The organism is Roseibium sp., assembly GCF_025698965.1.
GTDB lineage: Bacteria > Pseudomonadota > Alphaproteobacteria > Rhizobiales > Stappiaceae > Roseibium.
Map to the genome: position 1 here is coordinate 1 of NZ_JAILWL010000081.1, position 16,696 is coordinate 16,696.

General features: G+C 53.5%; 16 protein-coding genes. 7 read left to right on the top strand and 9 right to left on the bottom strand.

What is annotated here, in order from left to right; translation table 11 throughout:
• Positions 1-34 precede the first annotated feature (34 nt).
• From K5905_RS08900 to K5905_RS08920, 5 genes are all read right to left on the bottom strand, one after another.
• Entirely contained in the window at positions 35-1,276 is a 1,242-nt protein-coding gene (locus tag K5905_RS08900; RefSeq protein WP_297582664.1) for a class I SAM-dependent methyltransferase, read from the bottom strand.
• A complete protein-coding gene (gene rfbC / locus K5905_RS08905; protein WP_297582666.1) occupies positions 1,273-1,818 on the bottom strand; it encodes a dTDP-4-dehydrorhamnose 3,5-epimerase in 546 nt (181 codons plus the stop codon). The genes K5905_RS08900 and rfbC overlap by 4 nt, the downstream gene beginning before the upstream one ends.
• The gene (rfbG, locus tag K5905_RS08910) at positions 1,815-2,861 is read right to left on the bottom strand and encodes a CDP-glucose 4,6-dehydratase (protein ID WP_297582668.1); all 1,047 of its coding nucleotides are present in this window, start codon (positions 2,859-2,861) and stop codon (positions 1,815-1,817) included. The genes rfbC and rfbG overlap by 4 nt, the downstream gene beginning before the upstream one ends.
• A gap of 6 nt (positions 2,862-2,867) precedes the next feature.
• Positions 2,868-3,632 carry a glucose-1-phosphate cytidylyltransferase gene (gene rfbF, locus K5905_RS08915; RefSeq protein ID WP_297582670.1) on the bottom strand — a complete coding sequence of 255 codons (765 nt, stop codon included), beginning with the start codon at positions 3,630-3,632 and terminating at the stop codon, positions 2,868-2,870.
• Positions 3,633-3,876: 244 nt separating this feature from the next.
• Positions 3,877-4,746 carry a glycosyltransferase family 2 protein gene (locus K5905_RS08920; protein ID WP_297582672.1) on the bottom strand — a complete coding sequence of 290 codons (870 nt, stop codon included), beginning with the start codon at positions 4,744-4,746 and terminating at the stop codon, positions 3,877-3,879.
• Positions 4,747-5,008: 262 nt separating this feature from the next.
• Between K5905_RS08920 and K5905_RS08925 the strand changes: the two genes are divergently transcribed.
• Both K5905_RS08925 and K5905_RS08930 read left to right on the top strand, forming a co-directional pair.
• The gene (locus K5905_RS08925; RefSeq protein WP_297582674.1) at positions 5,009-5,743 is read left to right on the top strand and encodes a sulfotransferase family 2 domain-containing protein; all 735 of its coding nucleotides are present in this window, start codon (positions 5,009-5,011) and stop codon (positions 5,741-5,743) included.
• Positions 5,744-5,770: 27 nt separating this feature from the next.
• On the top strand, positions 5,771-6,886 hold the full coding sequence (locus tag K5905_RS08930) for a glycosyltransferase family 2 protein (RefSeq protein WP_297582676.1): 1,116 nt from the start codon (positions 5,771-5,773) through the stop codon (positions 6,884-6,886).
• A 108-nt stretch (positions 6,887-6,994) separates the two neighbouring features.
• Here K5905_RS08930 and K5905_RS08935 read toward each other — a convergent pair whose 3' ends face one another.
• From K5905_RS08935 to K5905_RS08945, 3 genes are all read right to left on the bottom strand, one after another.
• The gene (locus tag K5905_RS08935) at positions 6,995-8,350 is read right to left on the bottom strand and encodes a nucleotide sugar dehydrogenase (RefSeq protein ID WP_297582679.1); all 1,356 of its coding nucleotides are present in this window, start codon (positions 8,348-8,350) and stop codon (positions 6,995-6,997) included.
• Between the two features lie 148 nt (positions 8,351-8,498).
• Positions 8,499-9,563 carry a glycosyltransferase gene (locus K5905_RS08940; protein ID WP_297582682.1) on the bottom strand — a complete coding sequence of 355 codons (1,065 nt, stop codon included), beginning with the start codon at positions 9,561-9,563 and terminating at the stop codon, positions 8,499-8,501.
• Complete coding sequence (locus tag K5905_RS08945; protein ID WP_297582685.1) at positions 9,553-10,500, bottom strand: glycosyltransferase; 948 nt, start codon at positions 10,498-10,500, stop codon at positions 9,553-9,555. The genes K5905_RS08940 and K5905_RS08945 overlap by 11 nt, the downstream gene beginning before the upstream one ends.
• Before the next feature lie 194 nt (positions 10,501-10,694).
• Here K5905_RS08945 and K5905_RS08950 point away from each other — a divergent pair, with 194 nt between their 5' ends.
• Genes K5905_RS08950 through K5905_RS08970 form a run of 5 tightly spaced genes read left to right on the top strand, consistent with a single transcriptional unit; the run spans position 10,695 to position 15,889 of the window.
• Entirely contained in the window at positions 10,695-12,317 is a 1,623-nt protein-coding gene (locus K5905_RS08950; RefSeq protein ID WP_297582688.1) for a long-chain fatty acid--CoA ligase, read from the top strand.
• Positions 12,314-13,135 (top strand): SDR family NAD(P)-dependent oxidoreductase, encoded by an 822-nt coding sequence (locus K5905_RS08955; RefSeq protein WP_297582690.1) that lies wholly within the window; start codon positions 12,314-12,316, stop codon positions 13,133-13,135. Before K5905_RS08950 ends, K5905_RS08955 begins: the two co-directional genes overlap by 4 nt.
• Positions 13,132-13,611, top strand: a complete 480-nt coding sequence (locus K5905_RS08960; RefSeq protein WP_297582693.1) for a MaoC family dehydratase — start codon at positions 13,132-13,134, stop codon at positions 13,609-13,611. Before K5905_RS08955 ends, K5905_RS08960 begins: the two co-directional genes overlap by 4 nt.
• Before the next feature lie 8 nt (positions 13,612-13,619).
• Entirely contained in the window at positions 13,620-14,855 is a 1,236-nt protein-coding gene (locus K5905_RS08965) for an acyl-CoA dehydrogenase family protein (RefSeq protein ID WP_297582696.1), read from the top strand.
• A 2-nt stretch (positions 14,856-14,857) separates the two neighbouring features.
• Positions 14,858-15,889, top strand: a complete 1,032-nt coding sequence (locus tag K5905_RS08970; RefSeq protein ID WP_297582699.1) for a phosphotransferase family protein — start codon at positions 14,858-14,860, stop codon at positions 15,887-15,889.
• 159 nt (positions 15,890-16,048) lie between these two features.
• Here K5905_RS08970 and K5905_RS08975 read toward each other — a convergent pair.
• On the bottom strand, positions 16,049-16,696 hold a 648-nt coding region (locus K5905_RS08975), incomplete at its 5' end, for a 3-hydroxyacyl-CoA dehydrogenase family protein (RefSeq protein ID WP_297582702.1).

Here is a 16,696-nt window from a genome sequence, read left to right on the forward strand (position 1 = left end):
TCATTGCGAAAATGGAACGGGCAATTTCAGCAAGTTAAGACTGGGCGCCCCAAATCCGCACACTCGGAACAAACGTTACAAATTCAGTTCCCAGTTCTGCAAGATGAGTATTTTGCTTCCCAATTTCGTCCGCAATGTTCCAAGGCAGAATGATCAGATAATCAGGCCGCTTCTCTTGAAGAATGGAAGGCGGCATGACTGGAATATGGCTCCCAGGCAGGTATTTGCCTTGTTTGGCAGCCGCACCATCACACACGAACGGAAGCAGGTCCGGTCCGACGCCGGCAAAATTCAGCAGCGTGTTTCCTTTGGCTGCTGCGCCAAATCCGGCGACCTTCTTGCCTTTCCTTTTCGCATCCAGCAGAAATTCCAGGAACTGGTTTTTTACCCGTTCGGCGCTTTCTTGCAGAGTGCCGTAATATGCTGCGGTATCCATGCCCCGGCGTTTTTCTTCCGCTAACAATTTGGCAACTGTGTCCATTTGTTCCAGCGGGCTTTTTTCAAGGCAGCCGAACACTCTCAGGCTTCCACCGTGGGTTGGTATCTGCTCGACATCGTAAATTCTAAGGCCCGCCGCGGCAAAAATTTGGGTCACCGTTCCCAGGGAAAGATACGAAAAGTGTTCATGGTAAACCGTATCGAATTGAGAGAACTCGACAAGTCGCATGAGGTGCGGGAATTCCAGAGTAACAACACCGTTGGGCTTCAGGAGCTTTGCAATCCCACGCGTAAAATCGTTGATGTCAGGGACATGGGCATAGACATTATTGCCGATAACAAGGTCAGCCTTTTCATCCGCATCGGCCAGCTCGGTCGCCAGACTTTCGCCGAAAAACTTGCGAAGCACTCGAATGCCGAGCTTCTCCGCAGCTTCTGCCGTTGAGATTGTCGGTTCGACGCCAAGACAGGGAACGCCGCGTTCGGCAAAATTTCGCAATAGGTAACCGTCATTGGATGCGACTTCGACAACAAAACTGTCGTGATCCAGGCCAAGCCGTTCAACTATGTCATTTGTATACGCGGCGGCATGTGCCAGCCAGCTTTTCGAAGTAGATGAAAAGTAGGCGTAATCTTTGTCGAACAGACTTTCTGCGGCCGTGTAATCCTGTGTCTGAACCAGGTAGCAGGTGTCGCATACCATCAGCCGCAAAGGATAAGTCACTTCCGGCGCCGAAAGTGCTGCAGGCTCAAGATATGCGTTTGACGGCGGAGCAAATCCGAGGTCAAGAAACTCGCGGCTAAGTGGGGCCCCACAGTGGCGGCAATTTTGGTTCATAGGATAGGTTCCACCTTTTTAAGTGGCGGCAGGTTTTTGTCTCGTTCGGAGAGGTTGGTGATTTCCAAAGGCCAGGCGATGCCAACATCAGCATCACCATAGTGCAAACCACCTTCGTGCTCCGGGCTGTAATGGTCCGAATGAAAATAAAGAAGCTCTGCTTGTGGCGTCAGTGTTTGAAATCCGTGCGCAAATCCGGCGGGAATGTAGATCATTTCTCCCCCCTCCGCCGTTAATGTCACAGATGTCCAGTGACCATAAGTGGTCGATCCGCGGCGCAGATCGATAATCACGTCAAACACGGCACCTTGCATGCATTTTACCAACTTTGCATCCGCATTGGGGGGGCGTTGAAAATGCATACCGCGCAATGTTCCCATTTCAGCGCTATGTGAGACATTGCACTGAGACCATGCCTCACTCAGGCCAAGCCGACCGAACTCTTCTCGGCAGAACAGCCGGGCAAAGAAACCGCGGCTGTCTCCCAACCGGTCCAGATCAACCTGATAGGCCCCTTCCAGTCGGAGTGGCGTAAACTTCATTTGTCACCTTCGAACGCAACGATTTGTTCCTGAGTGAATTGAACCGGATCAGCGCCTTCGCTAACGCCGCGATACCATTCGATGGTCTGCCTGATCGATTGCTCGAACCGCCAGACAGGCGTCCAGCCCAGTTCGCTGCGTGCCTTGTCTATAGACAACGACAAGCGTCCGGCTTCGTGAACTGCATCGGGGTCTGAAGCATCGATCCAGGTTCCGGACCAGCATTCCAGTATGGAGTTCACCAGTCCCCGGACCGGAAAAACATCAGCGGGTTCGGGACCGAAATTGAAAGCGGTCTGGAAACTTGGATCTTCAGTTTGATGAACACGCTCGGCAAGCAGCAGGTAACCGTTTAGCGGATCCAGAACGTGTTGCCACGGGCGGGTAGACAAAGGATTGCGAATTTCGATCGGATTTCCTGACATGAGGGATCTGATGATGTCGGGTATCAACCGATCTTCTGCCCAGTCACCGCCGCCGATCACATTGCCTGCCCGGGCGGTAGCGATTTTCAGCAAGTTGCCACCGAACGACCGCCGCCAACTCGCTGAAACCAGCTCCGTTGCCGCCTTTGAAGCGGAATAAGGATCATGGCCGCCGAGAGGGTCGGTTTCACGATAGGAGTAGGCCCACTCGTTGTTTTCATAGACCTTGTCGGTTGTCACAATTATAGCCGTAATCGGCCGATCCATCCTGTGGAGCGCATCCAGTAGGTGGATTGTTCCCATGACATTTGTTGCCCAGTTACCGACGGGATCTCGGTAGGACCTGCGGACCAGTGACTGGGCTGCAAGGTGAAGAACGATATCTGGCGCGAATGCTTTGACTTCGTGCTCCAGCGCAGCAGCATCCCGGATATCTGCAAACGTGCTCGCCATCCTGTTTTCCAGGTTGAGTTGCACGAACAGGCTGCTTTCATTTTCAGGTGGAAGTGCGATCCCGGAAACAATCGCACCGCGACCCATCAGCAGTTCGCAAAGCCAGGCACCTTTGAAGCCGGTATGGCCGGTCACCAGAACCTTTTTGTCTTGCCAGAAATTCATCGCTACTTACCAGACTTTCCAGGGTGCATTTCCTGACTGCCAGAGCTTTTCAAGCTGGTTCTTTTCGCGCAAGGTGTCCATGGCAGCCCAGAAGCCGTCATGCCGGAAGACGCCCAATTGGCCATCCTTTGCCAGACTTTGCAGCGGCGTTGCTTCCCAGGGCATGTCATCCCCTTCGATCCGTGAGACGACCGATGGTTCGCAGACAAAGTATCCGCCGTTGATCCATTGGCCGTCACCTTGGGGCTTTTCGAGGAAACTGACCACGCGGCCATCTGAAATGTCCAGGGCTCCGTATCGGCCGGGAGGCTGGATTGCTGTGACAGTCGCCTCCAGACCGCTCGATTTGTGCTGCGCCACCAACTCGTCAATCCTAACGTTCGCGACACCATCTCCATAGGTCAGACAAAAAGTATCATCGACGTAATCAGCAACTCGTTTGATACGGCCACCGGTCATGGTGGATTCGCCAGTGTCCACGAGAGTGACTTTCCAAGGTTCTGCTTGTTGCCGATGCACCTCCATGCGGTTCTCGGCCATATGGAATGTCACATCTGACATGTGCAGGAAGTAATTGGCGAAATACTCCTTGATCACGTATCCCTTGTAGCCACAGCAGATGACAAAGTCTGTTATGCCGTTAGCTGCATAGATCTTCATGATGTGCCAGAGAATGGGACGGCCGCCAATCTCAACCATGGGCTTTGGTTTAAGATGAGATTCTTCGCTGATCCGCGTTCCCAAACCGCCGGCTAAAATGACTGCTTTCATAAGATGTACACGCTATAAGTGAACTGAACCGGGAAAGATCTACGCAACCGGCAAAGCCCGAATTGCGCGAATTCGAGAGTCATGTATCAGAAGGCTGTAGTATTATCAAAGTCTGGAAACCACGGCTTGGAAACAAGGTACATTCAATCCGGCTCGCGACCGGTAAACAAAGGTTCCTGAACAGTTACCGGGCCTGCCCTGCGGGAGAGCTGCAAGTCGCCACTGAGAAGGTTTGAGATATGACCTACTTGCTGAGCCTCATGGCTTTGCGAAAATGCTCTTCCAGGTCATATCGGGTCTTGATCCTTGAATCGCGCCACAAGCGCCGGAACAGCCTTATTCTGGTGCCAAGAGATACAGGTGGCAGCCTGTTGACCACTTTGTAACAGCCGAGAGTATAGTTAAACCGTTGTTGCAATTTGCCAAAAAAGGATTTTGCGCCGTATTTTTCAAAAGAACCTGATCCTTCAACGAAAACGAATTCGGTGTTTTCAACCCAAATGGCAAGATCTCTCATGACAAATTCTGCGACAACGTAAGACGCAACACACCAGGCATGTGGATATTCGCTCCAACGTCTTATGAGGATTTCGGCACCGCCTTCAGAGCGGATCAAGCCGTAACACCATTCAGACGGATAGGCCAAACTTCTCGGAACAATACCATTCACTAGAGAACTCGCATATCCGAATATGATCGGGTCCGGACGCAGCAGGCGCGATTGTTCACCGTTTACCCTCCTGACAGTAGAGGCTGCCAACAACTTGTCCGGATGGCTATTAAGCGCCGCCACCAATTCGGAAAGAAAATTCGGACTGGACAGGTCATCGCAAGCACGCAAACAGAAGTAATCGGCATTCTCCATTCCGTACTTCATGCAAAATATGAAATTTTCCACTGCGGACAGATGTTTTTCCTGCGTCAGAATTTCAAAGCGAGGGTCTTTTTCACAATAGGCGCGTGCAATGTCACCGGTGCTATCCGTTGACTTGTTGTCAACGATGATCGCCCTGAAATCGGTAAAGTCCTGATTGGCGATGCAATCGAGACTTTCCCGCATGGTTTTCTCACCATTATAGATCGGGAACAAAACTAATACTTTGGGTTTGCGCACCTATCTTGGTCCATCATCCAGTGTCACGCTTTGCGCGAAATAATCTCAGGTTAAATGAAGTGCGCAGTTACTTAGACGCGGCTTCGGTGTTAGTCAACGACGTGCGTTCAGAGCTGTGCAGCATCCGTCAGTTAGCGGAAAGTGAAAGTTGGACAGCCCTCATTATTTCCGATAATGCACCACCGGTGTGGTCAGGGTTCCCGGACGCGCTTTTCACGCAGCCTGTTGCTTGCGCTGCAGTCGAATGCGGACTTTAGTAAAAATGGACGAATACCAGATCAAGAACTTTTTCAAGTTCGCGCCGTCTTTAGTCGGATGGGCGCCAAAAAAACATCTCTTTATTCACATTCCCAAAAATGGCGGAATGGCCATTCGTGAAGCTCCGCAACTGACCAACAGGCTGGTGATTGCCAATCGGCGAAGGTTGAAAAGCAAGAAGTATGCGGACGAACTTAAGAACTACATGGCAAAAAATGGCGGAAATCCCGGTTACGAACATGCCAGACTAAGGGATGTCGATGTTTCTGTTCGCAAGGCAACACGCGCTTTTGCAATTGTGCGCAATCCCTGGTCGCGCACGGTATCGCGGTTTAAGTTTGCCATACAGACGCGTGACCACGGCGACAACAATCCAGAGTTTACTCAAAAAGAGTTCGAAACATTCCTTGAAGAACGGCACCGTTGGGGAGGGGAACCATACTTCTGGCATCGCGCAGTTTCCGGTTGGTTTCCGCAAGAAGACTACATTGTTGATGAAAGTGGAGCAGTCGCGGTTGACGTCCTCCGGCAAGAGTTTCTCAGCGACGAAATGCAGGAATATCTTGGCTTCAAGAGCGAATTGAAACGCCGAAATATCAGTAGCGCTTCAAGAGCGGATTATCGAGAGCTTTACTCTCCCAAGAGTATTCAGACCGTTGCCGATTGGTATGCCGTCGATATTGAGAGATTTGGTTTCGATTTCGGCACACCTGCAATGAAAAACACTTTTTATACTTAGCTTTCGGCAAAGCAAGGACGGTCGTCGGTGCAAAATCTACGCAATCAGCTCTTCGATGCATTCGGGACATCGGTCGCTGACACCTTGACGGTACCTGAAGATGGGGTCGTCGCAGTAATTCTGGCCTATAATGAAGCGCTTCGATTTCCGTATTTTCTGGATCACTACAGAAAACTTGGCGTCAGGCATTTCATTGTGATCGACAATAACTCTGATGACGGTACAGCGAACCTTCTCGTCCAGCAGGAGGACGTCAGCGTAATTTCGACTGCAAAACCTTACAGGGACTACAAGTCGGTCTGGCGGCAGCTAATCTGTGAGAGGTATTTGCGGGAGCGCTGGGTCATATTTCCGGACGTTGATGAGCTGTTTGTTTATCCAGGTTGGCCGAACCTATCCATCAACAATCTCGTTCGATACCTGGACAACGGCAAGTACAGAGCCCTGTTTTGTCCTATGGTTGACATGTATCCCAGTGGTCCGTTGAAAAATTTCTCCTACGAAACAGGACAGAGCTTTCTGGAAGTTTGTCCCTGGTTCGACACCGTCGGATACCGGTACAATCCGCTAAAAGGCAGTCATCGCAAACGCTACAAGACACCTGCAAGACATGTTTTTGGTGGCACCCGGGAGCGGTTGTTCCATCAAAACGTAAAACGTCGAAAGAACGCTCTGGACAGGGTGTTGCTCGCCGGACCGTTCGGGCTAAAGGCCAAGGCACCGACAAGTGATCTGGGTCGAACGATTGATCATGTTCTGTTCAAGTTTTTGAAGAAAGCACTCCCCGACACAGCTGCTGTACAAAGCAAGATTCCTTTGATTAAGTGGCAATCAGGGTACAAATTCTCCGGTGGTGTCCACGGCATTGACAAGCTGATAAAGGTTGCACCTGATTGGGGTGTTTTGCTTCATTTCAAGTATTTGGATGATTTTAAAAGCAAAGTTACCGAAGCAATTGAGCGAAAGCAGCACACTGGTGACGCTAGCCACTATCTGGACTACAACAACCAAATGGACAGACTTATGGAAGAGGGGCTGCAGTACGACGGCAGCACTCTGTTTTCGGGTGTTCAATCGCTTATTGACTGTGGCCTGATGCGAGACTCTGCTGAATTTGCAGCGTGGCGGCAACATCAAAAGTGATGTAACCAACAGGAACAAGATAGTTATCGGTTTTCTGTTGTGCTTGCGGGTCGCTTCAAGAAATTGAGTGACCCGATTCATCTTATATTTCGCAGTGATTTCCTGGTTTTATGCTTTGATTATTTTTTCGTCGTCATATCCATTCCGCACACATACATTGCGGGTATCAACGACAAGCCTGGAGTGCTGAACAATCGTTCCCCAGTCGATGCAGTCGTGATCAGTTGAAATCAACACCGCGTCGTAGGACGCGAGGTCTCTCGCGGAGAGCTCCTTTGATTGCATCCCCTGGAGTTGCGGATAGGCGCGTGTTGATCCGATTTCACGGACATGCGGGTCGTGATAGTCGATCTGGCTGCCTCGCTCCTGCAGGAGTTCGATCAGTTTCAGGGATGGGCTTTCCCTGATGTCGTCGACATTCTTCTTGTAGGCCATGCCGACGATCAGGATTTTCGCACCGTTCAGGCCACGCGAAAACTTCGTGTCGAGCGCTGAAGTCAGCCGATCGAGCACATAATAGGGCATGGTTGTATTGATTTCTCCGGCAAGCTCAATGAAGCGGGTGGCAACCTCGTACTCCCTTGCTTTCCAGGTCAGATAGAAGGGGTCGATCGGAATGCAGTGACCGCCCAGGCCTGGGCCCGGGTAGAATGGCATAAAGCCGAAAGGCTTGCTTTTGGCGGCTTCAATGACTTCCCAAACATCCACACCCATCTTCTCGTAGATGACTTTCAGCTCATTCACGAGCGCGATGTTCACCGAGCGAAAGATGTTTTCCGTCAGCTTCACAGCTTCGGCTGTTTTTGCTGATGAAACGGGTACGACTTGCTTAACAAGTGCACCGTAAAGCGATTGAGCCAGGGCAAGTGAGTTCCGGTCGTCGGCACCGACAACTTTCGGGATAGCTCTTGTATCGAACTGGGCATTGCCGGGATCCTCGCGCTCCGGAGAAAACGCGAGGAAGAAGTCCGAACCGCAGTTCAATCCGGCCCGTTCAAGGATCGGTTTGAGAAGTTCGACTGTTGTGCCGGGCCAGGTTGTCGATTCAAGAATGACCAGCTGCCCCGTTCTTAAGGTCGCTGAAATGGATTCGGCACTGGCTTGAACGAAAGAAAGATCAGGCTCGCGTTGCTTGCTTAACGGTGTCGGAACCGCAATCAGGATCGCGTCAGGCTCGCCAAGCTCGGTAAAATCGGAAGTCGCGCGAAATTTCTCATTTCTAAGAGCCTCCGCAATCAAGGCGTCGTCAATATGTTCTATTCCCGAATGCCCGGCATTCAATAAATCGACGCGCTCGGAATTGATGTCAAAACCAACGATGGAAAACCCTTCTCGAACGGCAGTGATTGCAAGCGGAAGGCCGACATAGCCCATGCCAACGATACCGATCGTGAAGTCGCGTTTTTTAATCCGGGCAATTAACTCTGCCACCGGGTCAGTTGAGCCAAAGGATTGATCAGGCAAAAGAAACCTCGAAATTCTGTGTTCAGCTATTGGTCGGAGCCGATCTGGCAGATGTTATGTGTCACAACTGATCCGGTTTTCAAGCTTTGTGATGGTCGCAGCGGAGCTCATTCTTGAGATTGATCCCACATGAATCTGGCAGGCCTCATTACTGATCTCCCAACACGAGCTTCAGATATTCCTTGCAGATATTGTCTTCGGAATAACGTTCCTGAAGAAAACGGTTTGCATTGCTGATGAGCTTGTTTCCAAGGTCGGTGGAGTTCAGGATTTTTGCGATGGAACCTGCCAGTTGGTCAGCATCTCCGCATGGTGACAGGAGACCTGTTTTCCCATGTTCAATCAGCCAGCTGGGGCCGGGCGAAGCTGTTGCAACAACCGGAAGACCGGCATTCCAGCCTTCCAGGACAACATTTCCGAGTGGTTCCTCGTCTGTTGGGCAGACCAGAATGTCAGCCGATTTAATGAATGGTGACGGGTCGCGTTGCCAGCCGAGAAAATGAACACGGGCCGCAACACCAAAGTCTTGCGCAAGTGCTTTCATCTCTTCCTGTAGTTCACCGTCGCCGATCAACCAGGCATGGACCTTGTCCGGCAATTGCTGCAGCGCCTTGATGATGAGATCAAATCGCTTGCGTTCGACAAACCGTCCAAGGGCGATCAGAACGGTGGCATCTTCCGGCGTGTCATAATCTGCCCGATTGATGAGAGGAAGTCCGTCTGGCAGAGGTTCCACGAAATTGCTGATGACGTGGGCCTTGTCAGCCGGCCAGCCCATTTCAACAGCCTGCCGGATGATCTCCGGCGTATTGCCGATCAGGTCTTCCACATTGCCATAAGTATGAAAGCCGTCCGGCCAGTCTCCAAGACGCAGAAAAGTCCGCATGTCGTTACCGGGTTTGGGCAGCCATTTGCTGGCAGGACTCATCCAGCCCATTGTCACCCTGGCGCCAAATTTGTGTATGTCCCTGGAGATCCCCCAGCGGACAAAATGGCGTTTGATATGGGAACGGCTGAATTTCAACTCCCGAACATCGCAGTGTTCTGCAAGCTCATCGCGCCAGGCCCGGCCCGGCCTGATGAAGGCGATTTGATCGACACCACGTTTCGCAAGCGCCCGGGAAAGGCGCACGAAGAACTTTTCGGCGCCACCATCAACTCCCAGATGGATGTGAGCGAGCTTCCTTGATCCAGCAGTCACGTCAGTGGCCATCGATCACGTCGTAATAATTGTGGGCACGCCCCAGAAGACCACGCAGATTGCCAGATCCTTTCATCAGCCGGATCAGACCATAATAGAGGAGTTTTTCACCACGTTTGTGCGCAACGGGCCTGATGACGAATCCGACGACCGTTGCCAGAGTTCCGAAGAACATGCGCCGCAAGCTCTTCGGGATAAAGTGCAACGCGGCCTTCAGCCTGCCTTCCCGAAGCACGATGTTAAAGGCCCCGGAGGTGGCGGCCATATGCATGCGGCTCAAAAGCCGGCTTGTCGAGACACGGGAGGCAGGAATGTCTTCCTCCACAAAGGCATCGTCCACCCAGATCATCTTTGCGCCTGCCGCATGTGTGCGCCGGAAGAAATCAATGTCTTCGCTGCCGAAAGTGAGGCGCTCGTCGAAACGCAGTCCAAGCCCGTCCTTGCTGACGATGCGTGCGCTCAAAAGCACATTGTTGGTTGGGGCTTCAGTAATGATCGTGCCGGTGGGGCGCGGCTTCAGCAGCTGTGACTTCCACCAGTGAGGTGCCGGTTTTTCGTAGATCCGCCGCACCGGGCCGTTGGCGACTTCAGCTTCGTGCTCAGCACAGGCTGCCAGCAGCTTTTCGATCCAGTCCTTCTCCGCGCGTTCATCATCGTCGATCAGTGCAATCCAGGCCGGGCTGTGCTCAAGAGCCGCTTCAAGCGCCCGATTGCGTGCAAATGGGATCCCTCTCCGTTTCTCATGGTAGAAGAAGACGGGAATTGAAAACTGTGCTCTGGTATCTTCCGCGACCTGTCCCGCAAAATATGGTTCCGGATCGTTTTCAACGACGACAATCGCCAGCTCGGTCCCGTCCGGCTGGGTCATGTTGTCCAGGCTCGAAAGACACGCCTTCAGCATTTTCGGCCGTTGCGCGGTGCAAACGGCAATGACCAGTTTCTGGGTCATATAGGGATCTCAATCATTCCGTTCTGGGGCCGGCCGGTCAGGGCGGCAGTCCCGGCAGGGTTTGGCGCAAGTCAGCCGCGCTGTCAAAGGATTTCACCGGATAGGACTTTCCCCGTCAAAGCACTCACGTTACGGTTGCTTCAAAGACCCTTGAAGGACTTGCGGAAACGCAACCTGTGTTTGGGAGGACACACATGAAGGGAATGATGATGCACCGTCCGCTGAAGATAGCGGATCTCATCACATTTGCCGCGGAGACCTATCCCACCGGTGAAATCGTATCCGTGCGCACCGAAGGTGACATCCACCGAACCACCTATCGAGAGACATCCAGGCGAATTGCCCAGCTGGCGCATGGGTTGAAAGAGCTCGGAATAAGGCCGGGTGATCGGGTCGCGACGCTTGCCTGGAACGGGTACCGGCATTTCGAGCTTTACTATGCGATCTCCGGTATCGGTGCGATCTGCCATACGATCAATCCGCGCCTTTCTGCGGAGCAGATGATTTATATCGTCAATCACGCGGATGACCGGGTATTGTTTGTTGACGTTACCTTCCTGCCGATCGTTGAAAAACTGCGTCCGCATTTGCCGAAAGATTTGCGCGTTGTGGTGATGACGGATCAGACACATATGCCGGAAACCTCGTTGGACGGTGTCCAGTGCTATGAGGATATTCTGGACGGCAAGCCCGAAGAAATTGAATGGCCGGACTTTCCGGAGGAACAGGCGGCGGGCCTTTGTTACACCTCCGGTACCACGGGAAATCCGAAGGGAACATTGTTTTCTCAGCGGTCCACCGTGCTTCATGCCTACTCTCTCTGTGTGACTATTCCCAAAACCTTGTGTGAAGGCACGCGCATACTGCCGTTTGTTCCGCTGTTTCATGTCAATGCGTGGGGCCTGCCCTACGCAGCCCCCCTTTCGGGAGCGAGTCTGATTTTCCCAGGAGGTGCTCTGGACGGCAAAAGCCTGTTTGGCCTGATGGATCGCGAAAAAGTGTTTTCCGCCTGGGGTGTTCCAACGGTCTGGTTCGCCCTGATGAAGGAGATCACGGAGAATGGCAGACTACCGGACGGCCTCAAGGATATTGTCGTCGGGGGATCTGCCGCGCCGCAAAGCCTGATTGAAGCCTTTGAAGAGAAGGGCATCAACGTCTGTCATGCCTGGGGCATGACAGAAATGAGCCCGCTTGGCACTCAATGCAATCTGCCGGAGCACCTGGAGGATCTTTCCTTTGAGGAACGCATCGCGCGTAAGCGGTCACAGGGGCGCAGGGTTTTTGGCGTGGACATGAAAATTGTTGATGAAAAGGGTGCCCGGCTACCTCATGACGGCAAGACACCCGGACATCTTTATGTACGTGGAAACACCGTCACCTCTGGGTATTTCGAAGACCCGGAAGCGTCAAAATCCGTTTTCGACGATGAGGGCTGGTTCTTCACAGGCGATATTGCTGCCATTGATCAGGATGGCTTTCTGATTATCACGGACCGTTCGAAGGACCTGATCAAGTCGGGTGGTGAGTGGATTTCCTCGCTCGACCTTGAAAACATAGTCATGTCTCACCCGGATGTCGCTAATTGTGCTGTCATCGCGGTGTCGGATCCCAAATGGGACGAACGGCCATTGCTGATTGTTCAGGCAGGGGCCGATGAAAAGCCGGCAAGCCAGGATCTGCTTGATCTGCTCGCGGAAAAATTCGCCAAATGGCAACTTCCTGACAATGTGGTGTTTGTGGACGCGCTGCCCTTAACTGCAACAGGCAAGGTGTCGAAATTGACGCTCAGAAAACAATTAGCCGAGGACGCGGAATGAAACCGGAAGACCTGTTCGATCTTTCAGGCAAAACCGCGCTCGTCACCGGAGGAGCCACGGGGATTGGGCGGATGGCTGCCGAAGGCTTGATGGCTGCCGGAGCCAGGGTGCTGATTGCCAGCCGCAAGGAGGAGGCCTGCAGGACGACGGCGGCGGAGTTGAATGCGTTCGGATACTCAGGTCGGGTCGAGGGTTTTGGCGGTGATGTGGCAACGGAAGATGGCATCGCGGCGCTGACTGCGGAACTGGGCAATCGCGTCGACCAACTTGACATTCTGATGAACAATGCGGGCACCAGCTGGGGCGCACCGCTTGGTGAATTTCCCCACTCAGCCTGGGACAGGGTCATGCGGCTGAATGTTGCCGGGCTCTTTCATTTGACCCAGAGCCTGTTGCCGCTCCTGCAAAAAGCAGCCAGCGACGACGACCCGGCACGCGTGATCAATGTCGGATCCGTTATGGGAGAAACGGCACATGGCGATAGGGCTTACAGCTATGCAGCGTCCAAGGCGGCGGTGCATCATTTGACAAAGATACTTGCCAAGGAGCTGGCAGGGCGGCGCATAACCGTAAATGCACTGGCGCCCGGGCCATTCGTCAGCAAGATGACGGCTTTTGCAACAGCTGATGAAAGCGTCAGGCAACGGGTCGGGGCGCAGGTGCCGCTTGGCCGGGTCGGGCGGCCTCAGGACATTGCTGCGGCCCTGCAGTTTCTGTGCGGATTTGGCGGAGCTTACATAACCGGTGCAATCCTGCCCATTAGCGGTGGTATCAATGTCGAAACAGGGCCGGACCTGTTTCAGGAGGCCTATGAGTGACGGCGGATTTGAAAACAGATACTCTTACGGTTGAGGAGCTGAAAGACCTGATCGGACAGGAGCTTGGTGTCTCTTCGTGGTCAAAAGTCGACCAAGCGCAGATCGATGCTTTCGCGGATGTTACCAGGGACCATCAGTTCATTCATGTGGATCCGGAGCGAGCAGCCGCAACGCCCTTCGGAGGGACAATCGCACATGGATTTCTGACGCTTTCGCTTCTGTCGGCAATGGCACAGGAAGCACAACCCGTCATCAAGGACACAGTGATGGGCGTCAACTACGGTTTCGACAAGGTCCGCTTTCGAACGCCCGTCAAAGCAGGGGCAAATGTGCGCGGACGATTTGTTCTTGCCGATGCAAGGCAGCCGAAACCGGCCGAACTTGATGTCACTTGGCATGTGACCGTGGAGATTGAAGGTGAAAGACGTCCAGCCTTGACTGCGGAATGGCTGAACCGTTTCTACCTGGCGCAATAGGGGGATTTATGGACCTTGGAATAACCGACCGGGTGAGACCACTCATCGAAAAGGTCCGTCACATGGTGGAGACGGAAATAGAACCGCTTGATGCAGAATATCATAGGGAGGTCGGCAAACATGCCAGCGGCGACAGGTTCTCGCACACGGACCGGCAACTCGAAATTCTTGACGGCTTGAAATCCAAGGCCAGGGAACGGGGTCTTTGGAACTTCTGGCTGACAGACAGTGAAAAGGGTTTCGGTCTGTCGACCGTTGAATACGCCTATTTGGCGGAAGAAATGGGCAAGGTCGGCATCGCGGCAGAAGTCTTCAATTGCAATGCTCCGGACACCGGCAATATGGAGGTGCTCGAGCGATACGGTACACCCACGCACAAGGAACGGTGGTTGAAGCCGCTTCTTGAGGGAACAATTCGATCCGCCTACCTGATGACAGAACCTGATGTCGCTTCGTCGGATGCCACCAACATCGCAATGAATGCAAAAAAGCAGGGTGACCACTGGAGCCTGAATGGCGAAAAATGGTGGGCGACCGGTGCCGGAGATCCCCGCTGCAGTCTCTATATTGTCATGGCCTGTTCGGATGCCGAAGCTCACAAACACAGGCGGCACTCCATGTTTCTTGTTTCCGCCGATGCGCCTGGTATCGAGGTTCTTCGACCGATGCAGGTGTTCGGAGCTGACGATGCGCCTCACGGGCACATGCATATCCGCTTTACCGATGTTCGGGTGCCGAACGAAGACCTGGTTCTTGGCGAAGGACGCGGATTTGAAGTGGCGCAGGGACGTCTTGGCCCTGGTCGCATCCACCATTGCATGCGTGCGATTGGGCAGGCTGAAAAGGCGCTCGAACTCCTGTGTCGGCGAGCAATGAACCGGGAAGCCTTTGGCAGGAAGCTGACGGATCTCGGTGCCAATCACGACATTATTGCAAACGCGCGCATGGAGATCGAAATGGCTCGGCTGTTGTGCCTGAAAGCAGCCTGGGTCATGGACACGGAAGGGACAAGGGCGGCCCAGCCCTGGATCAGCAAGATCAAGGTTGTGGCACCGCTGATGGCGCTTCAGGTGGTTGACGAGGCAATGCAGGTTCACGGTGCCGCCGGTATCAGCCAGGATTTTCCCCTCGCAGCCATGTGGACCCATCTCAGAACGCTGCGTTTTGCAGACGGTCCGGATGCCGTGCACCGGCGCCAGATCGCGCGTACGGAACTGCGCAAATACACCAATGACAAGGTCTGACCATGATCGGTCGCAAGCCGGACCTGGATCTGGACAGCTTGACCGCCTGGTTGGAGAAAGCTCTTCCCGGTTTTTCAGGTCCGATCAGTGTCGAAAAATTCAGTCGCGGTCAGTCCAATCCGACTTTCAGGCTTGATGCCGCATCGGGAAGCTATGTCCTGCGGCGAAAACCCCCGGGCGTGTTACTGAAATCCGCGCATGCGGTGGATCGGGAGTTTCGGGTTCAGAACGCTTTGGCCGGGTCGCCGGTTCCCGTGGCGAAAATGCATGTGCTTTGTGAAGAGGACAGCGTCATCGGGTCTTCCTTCTACATCATGGAACTGATCGATGGCAAGAACTTTGATGACCCGCGCTTGATGAACGTTTGCCAGGACACGCGCAGTGCCATCTATGACGAGATGAACCGGGTGCTGGCCGCAATCCACTCGATTGATCTGGAGGCGCGGGGACTGGCGGACTTTGGCCCTTCGGGAAACTACTACCGGCGCCAGATTGACCGCTGGACGAAACAGTACCGTGCCACCGAAACAGAGACGATTTCAGCGATGGACGAGCTGATTTTGTGGCTAGACGCCAGCGTGCCGGAAGATGACGGCAAGCGGACACTGGTACATGGGGACTATCGCATCGACAATCTTCTGTTTGCGCAACATGGTCCGGAATGTGTTGCAGTTCTGGATTGGGAGCTTTCAACCATCGGCCACCCCTATGCCGACCTTGCCGCCTTGATCATGCAGTGGCAACGGCCACCGGGAGACGAAGGACGAGGTCTTGCAGGTATAGACCGTGCAGCACTTGGCCTACCGGAGGATCAGGCATTTGTTGAAGCTTATTGTCATCGCATGGGCTTGCCTGGAATTCCGGAATTCGGTTTCTACCTCGCTTTCTGTTTTTTCCGTATGGGAGCGATCCTGCAGGGTGTGAAAAAACGCGCAATGGACGGCAATGCCTCAAACCCGGAACTGGGTCTGCGCCTGGGAGCCAGCGTCCCTCAATATGCTGCTGGTGGTCTGGAAGCTGCGCGAAACCTTTAGCGCATCACAAAAATCCGCTGTCGGTCATTCAGCCGGGACTACTGGTTCCCGGGTCTCCCGGGACATTCTGCTAGAGCAGAAAATCCACCAGCAACCTGCCTTCTGGCACTTACATGAAAGATGCATCTGAAGCCCTGACCTGTGCCGATTACAAAGGGGTCACCCACGTGTGTTCATTTCCGCAAATGTCAGACCGTTATCCGCCATCTTCCGCAACAGGTCAGGCACCCGCCAGTAATAACTGTCCTCTTGAGCATAGGTTTCAATCCGGCGTACCAGTTCCTGCGCGCCGATCTGGTCCGCTGTATGCATTGGTCCACCACGGAAACGCGGGAAACCGTAACCGAACAGGAATACGGCATCTATATCGATCGGCCGCAGGGCGATGCCCTCTTCCAGCACGCGGGTGGCCTCCAGTATCATTGCGGTGAGAAACCGGTTGACGATTTCCTCGGCAGTGAAATTGCGCGGAGAAATGTGAGCTTTTGCACGTTCTTCATCAATCACCGCGAGGGCTTCAGGGTTGGGGCGTGAGCCGGTTTTGTCGTAAATGTAAAAACCCTGTCCTGTCTTGCGACCGAACCAGCCTCTTTCGCACAATTGATCGGCAATCGGGATGAACCGCTCTTCGGTCGGTCTTGTCGCTGCACGCCGTTTGTTTGCGGCCCAGCTGATGTCGAGGCCCGCAAGGTCAGCGACCTGATAAGGTCCCATCGCCATGCCGAAACCGGTCATGGCCTTGTCGATCTGTTCCGGTGAAGCCCCGTCCATCATCATGTAATCGGCTGCCTTTTTGTAAAAGGTCAT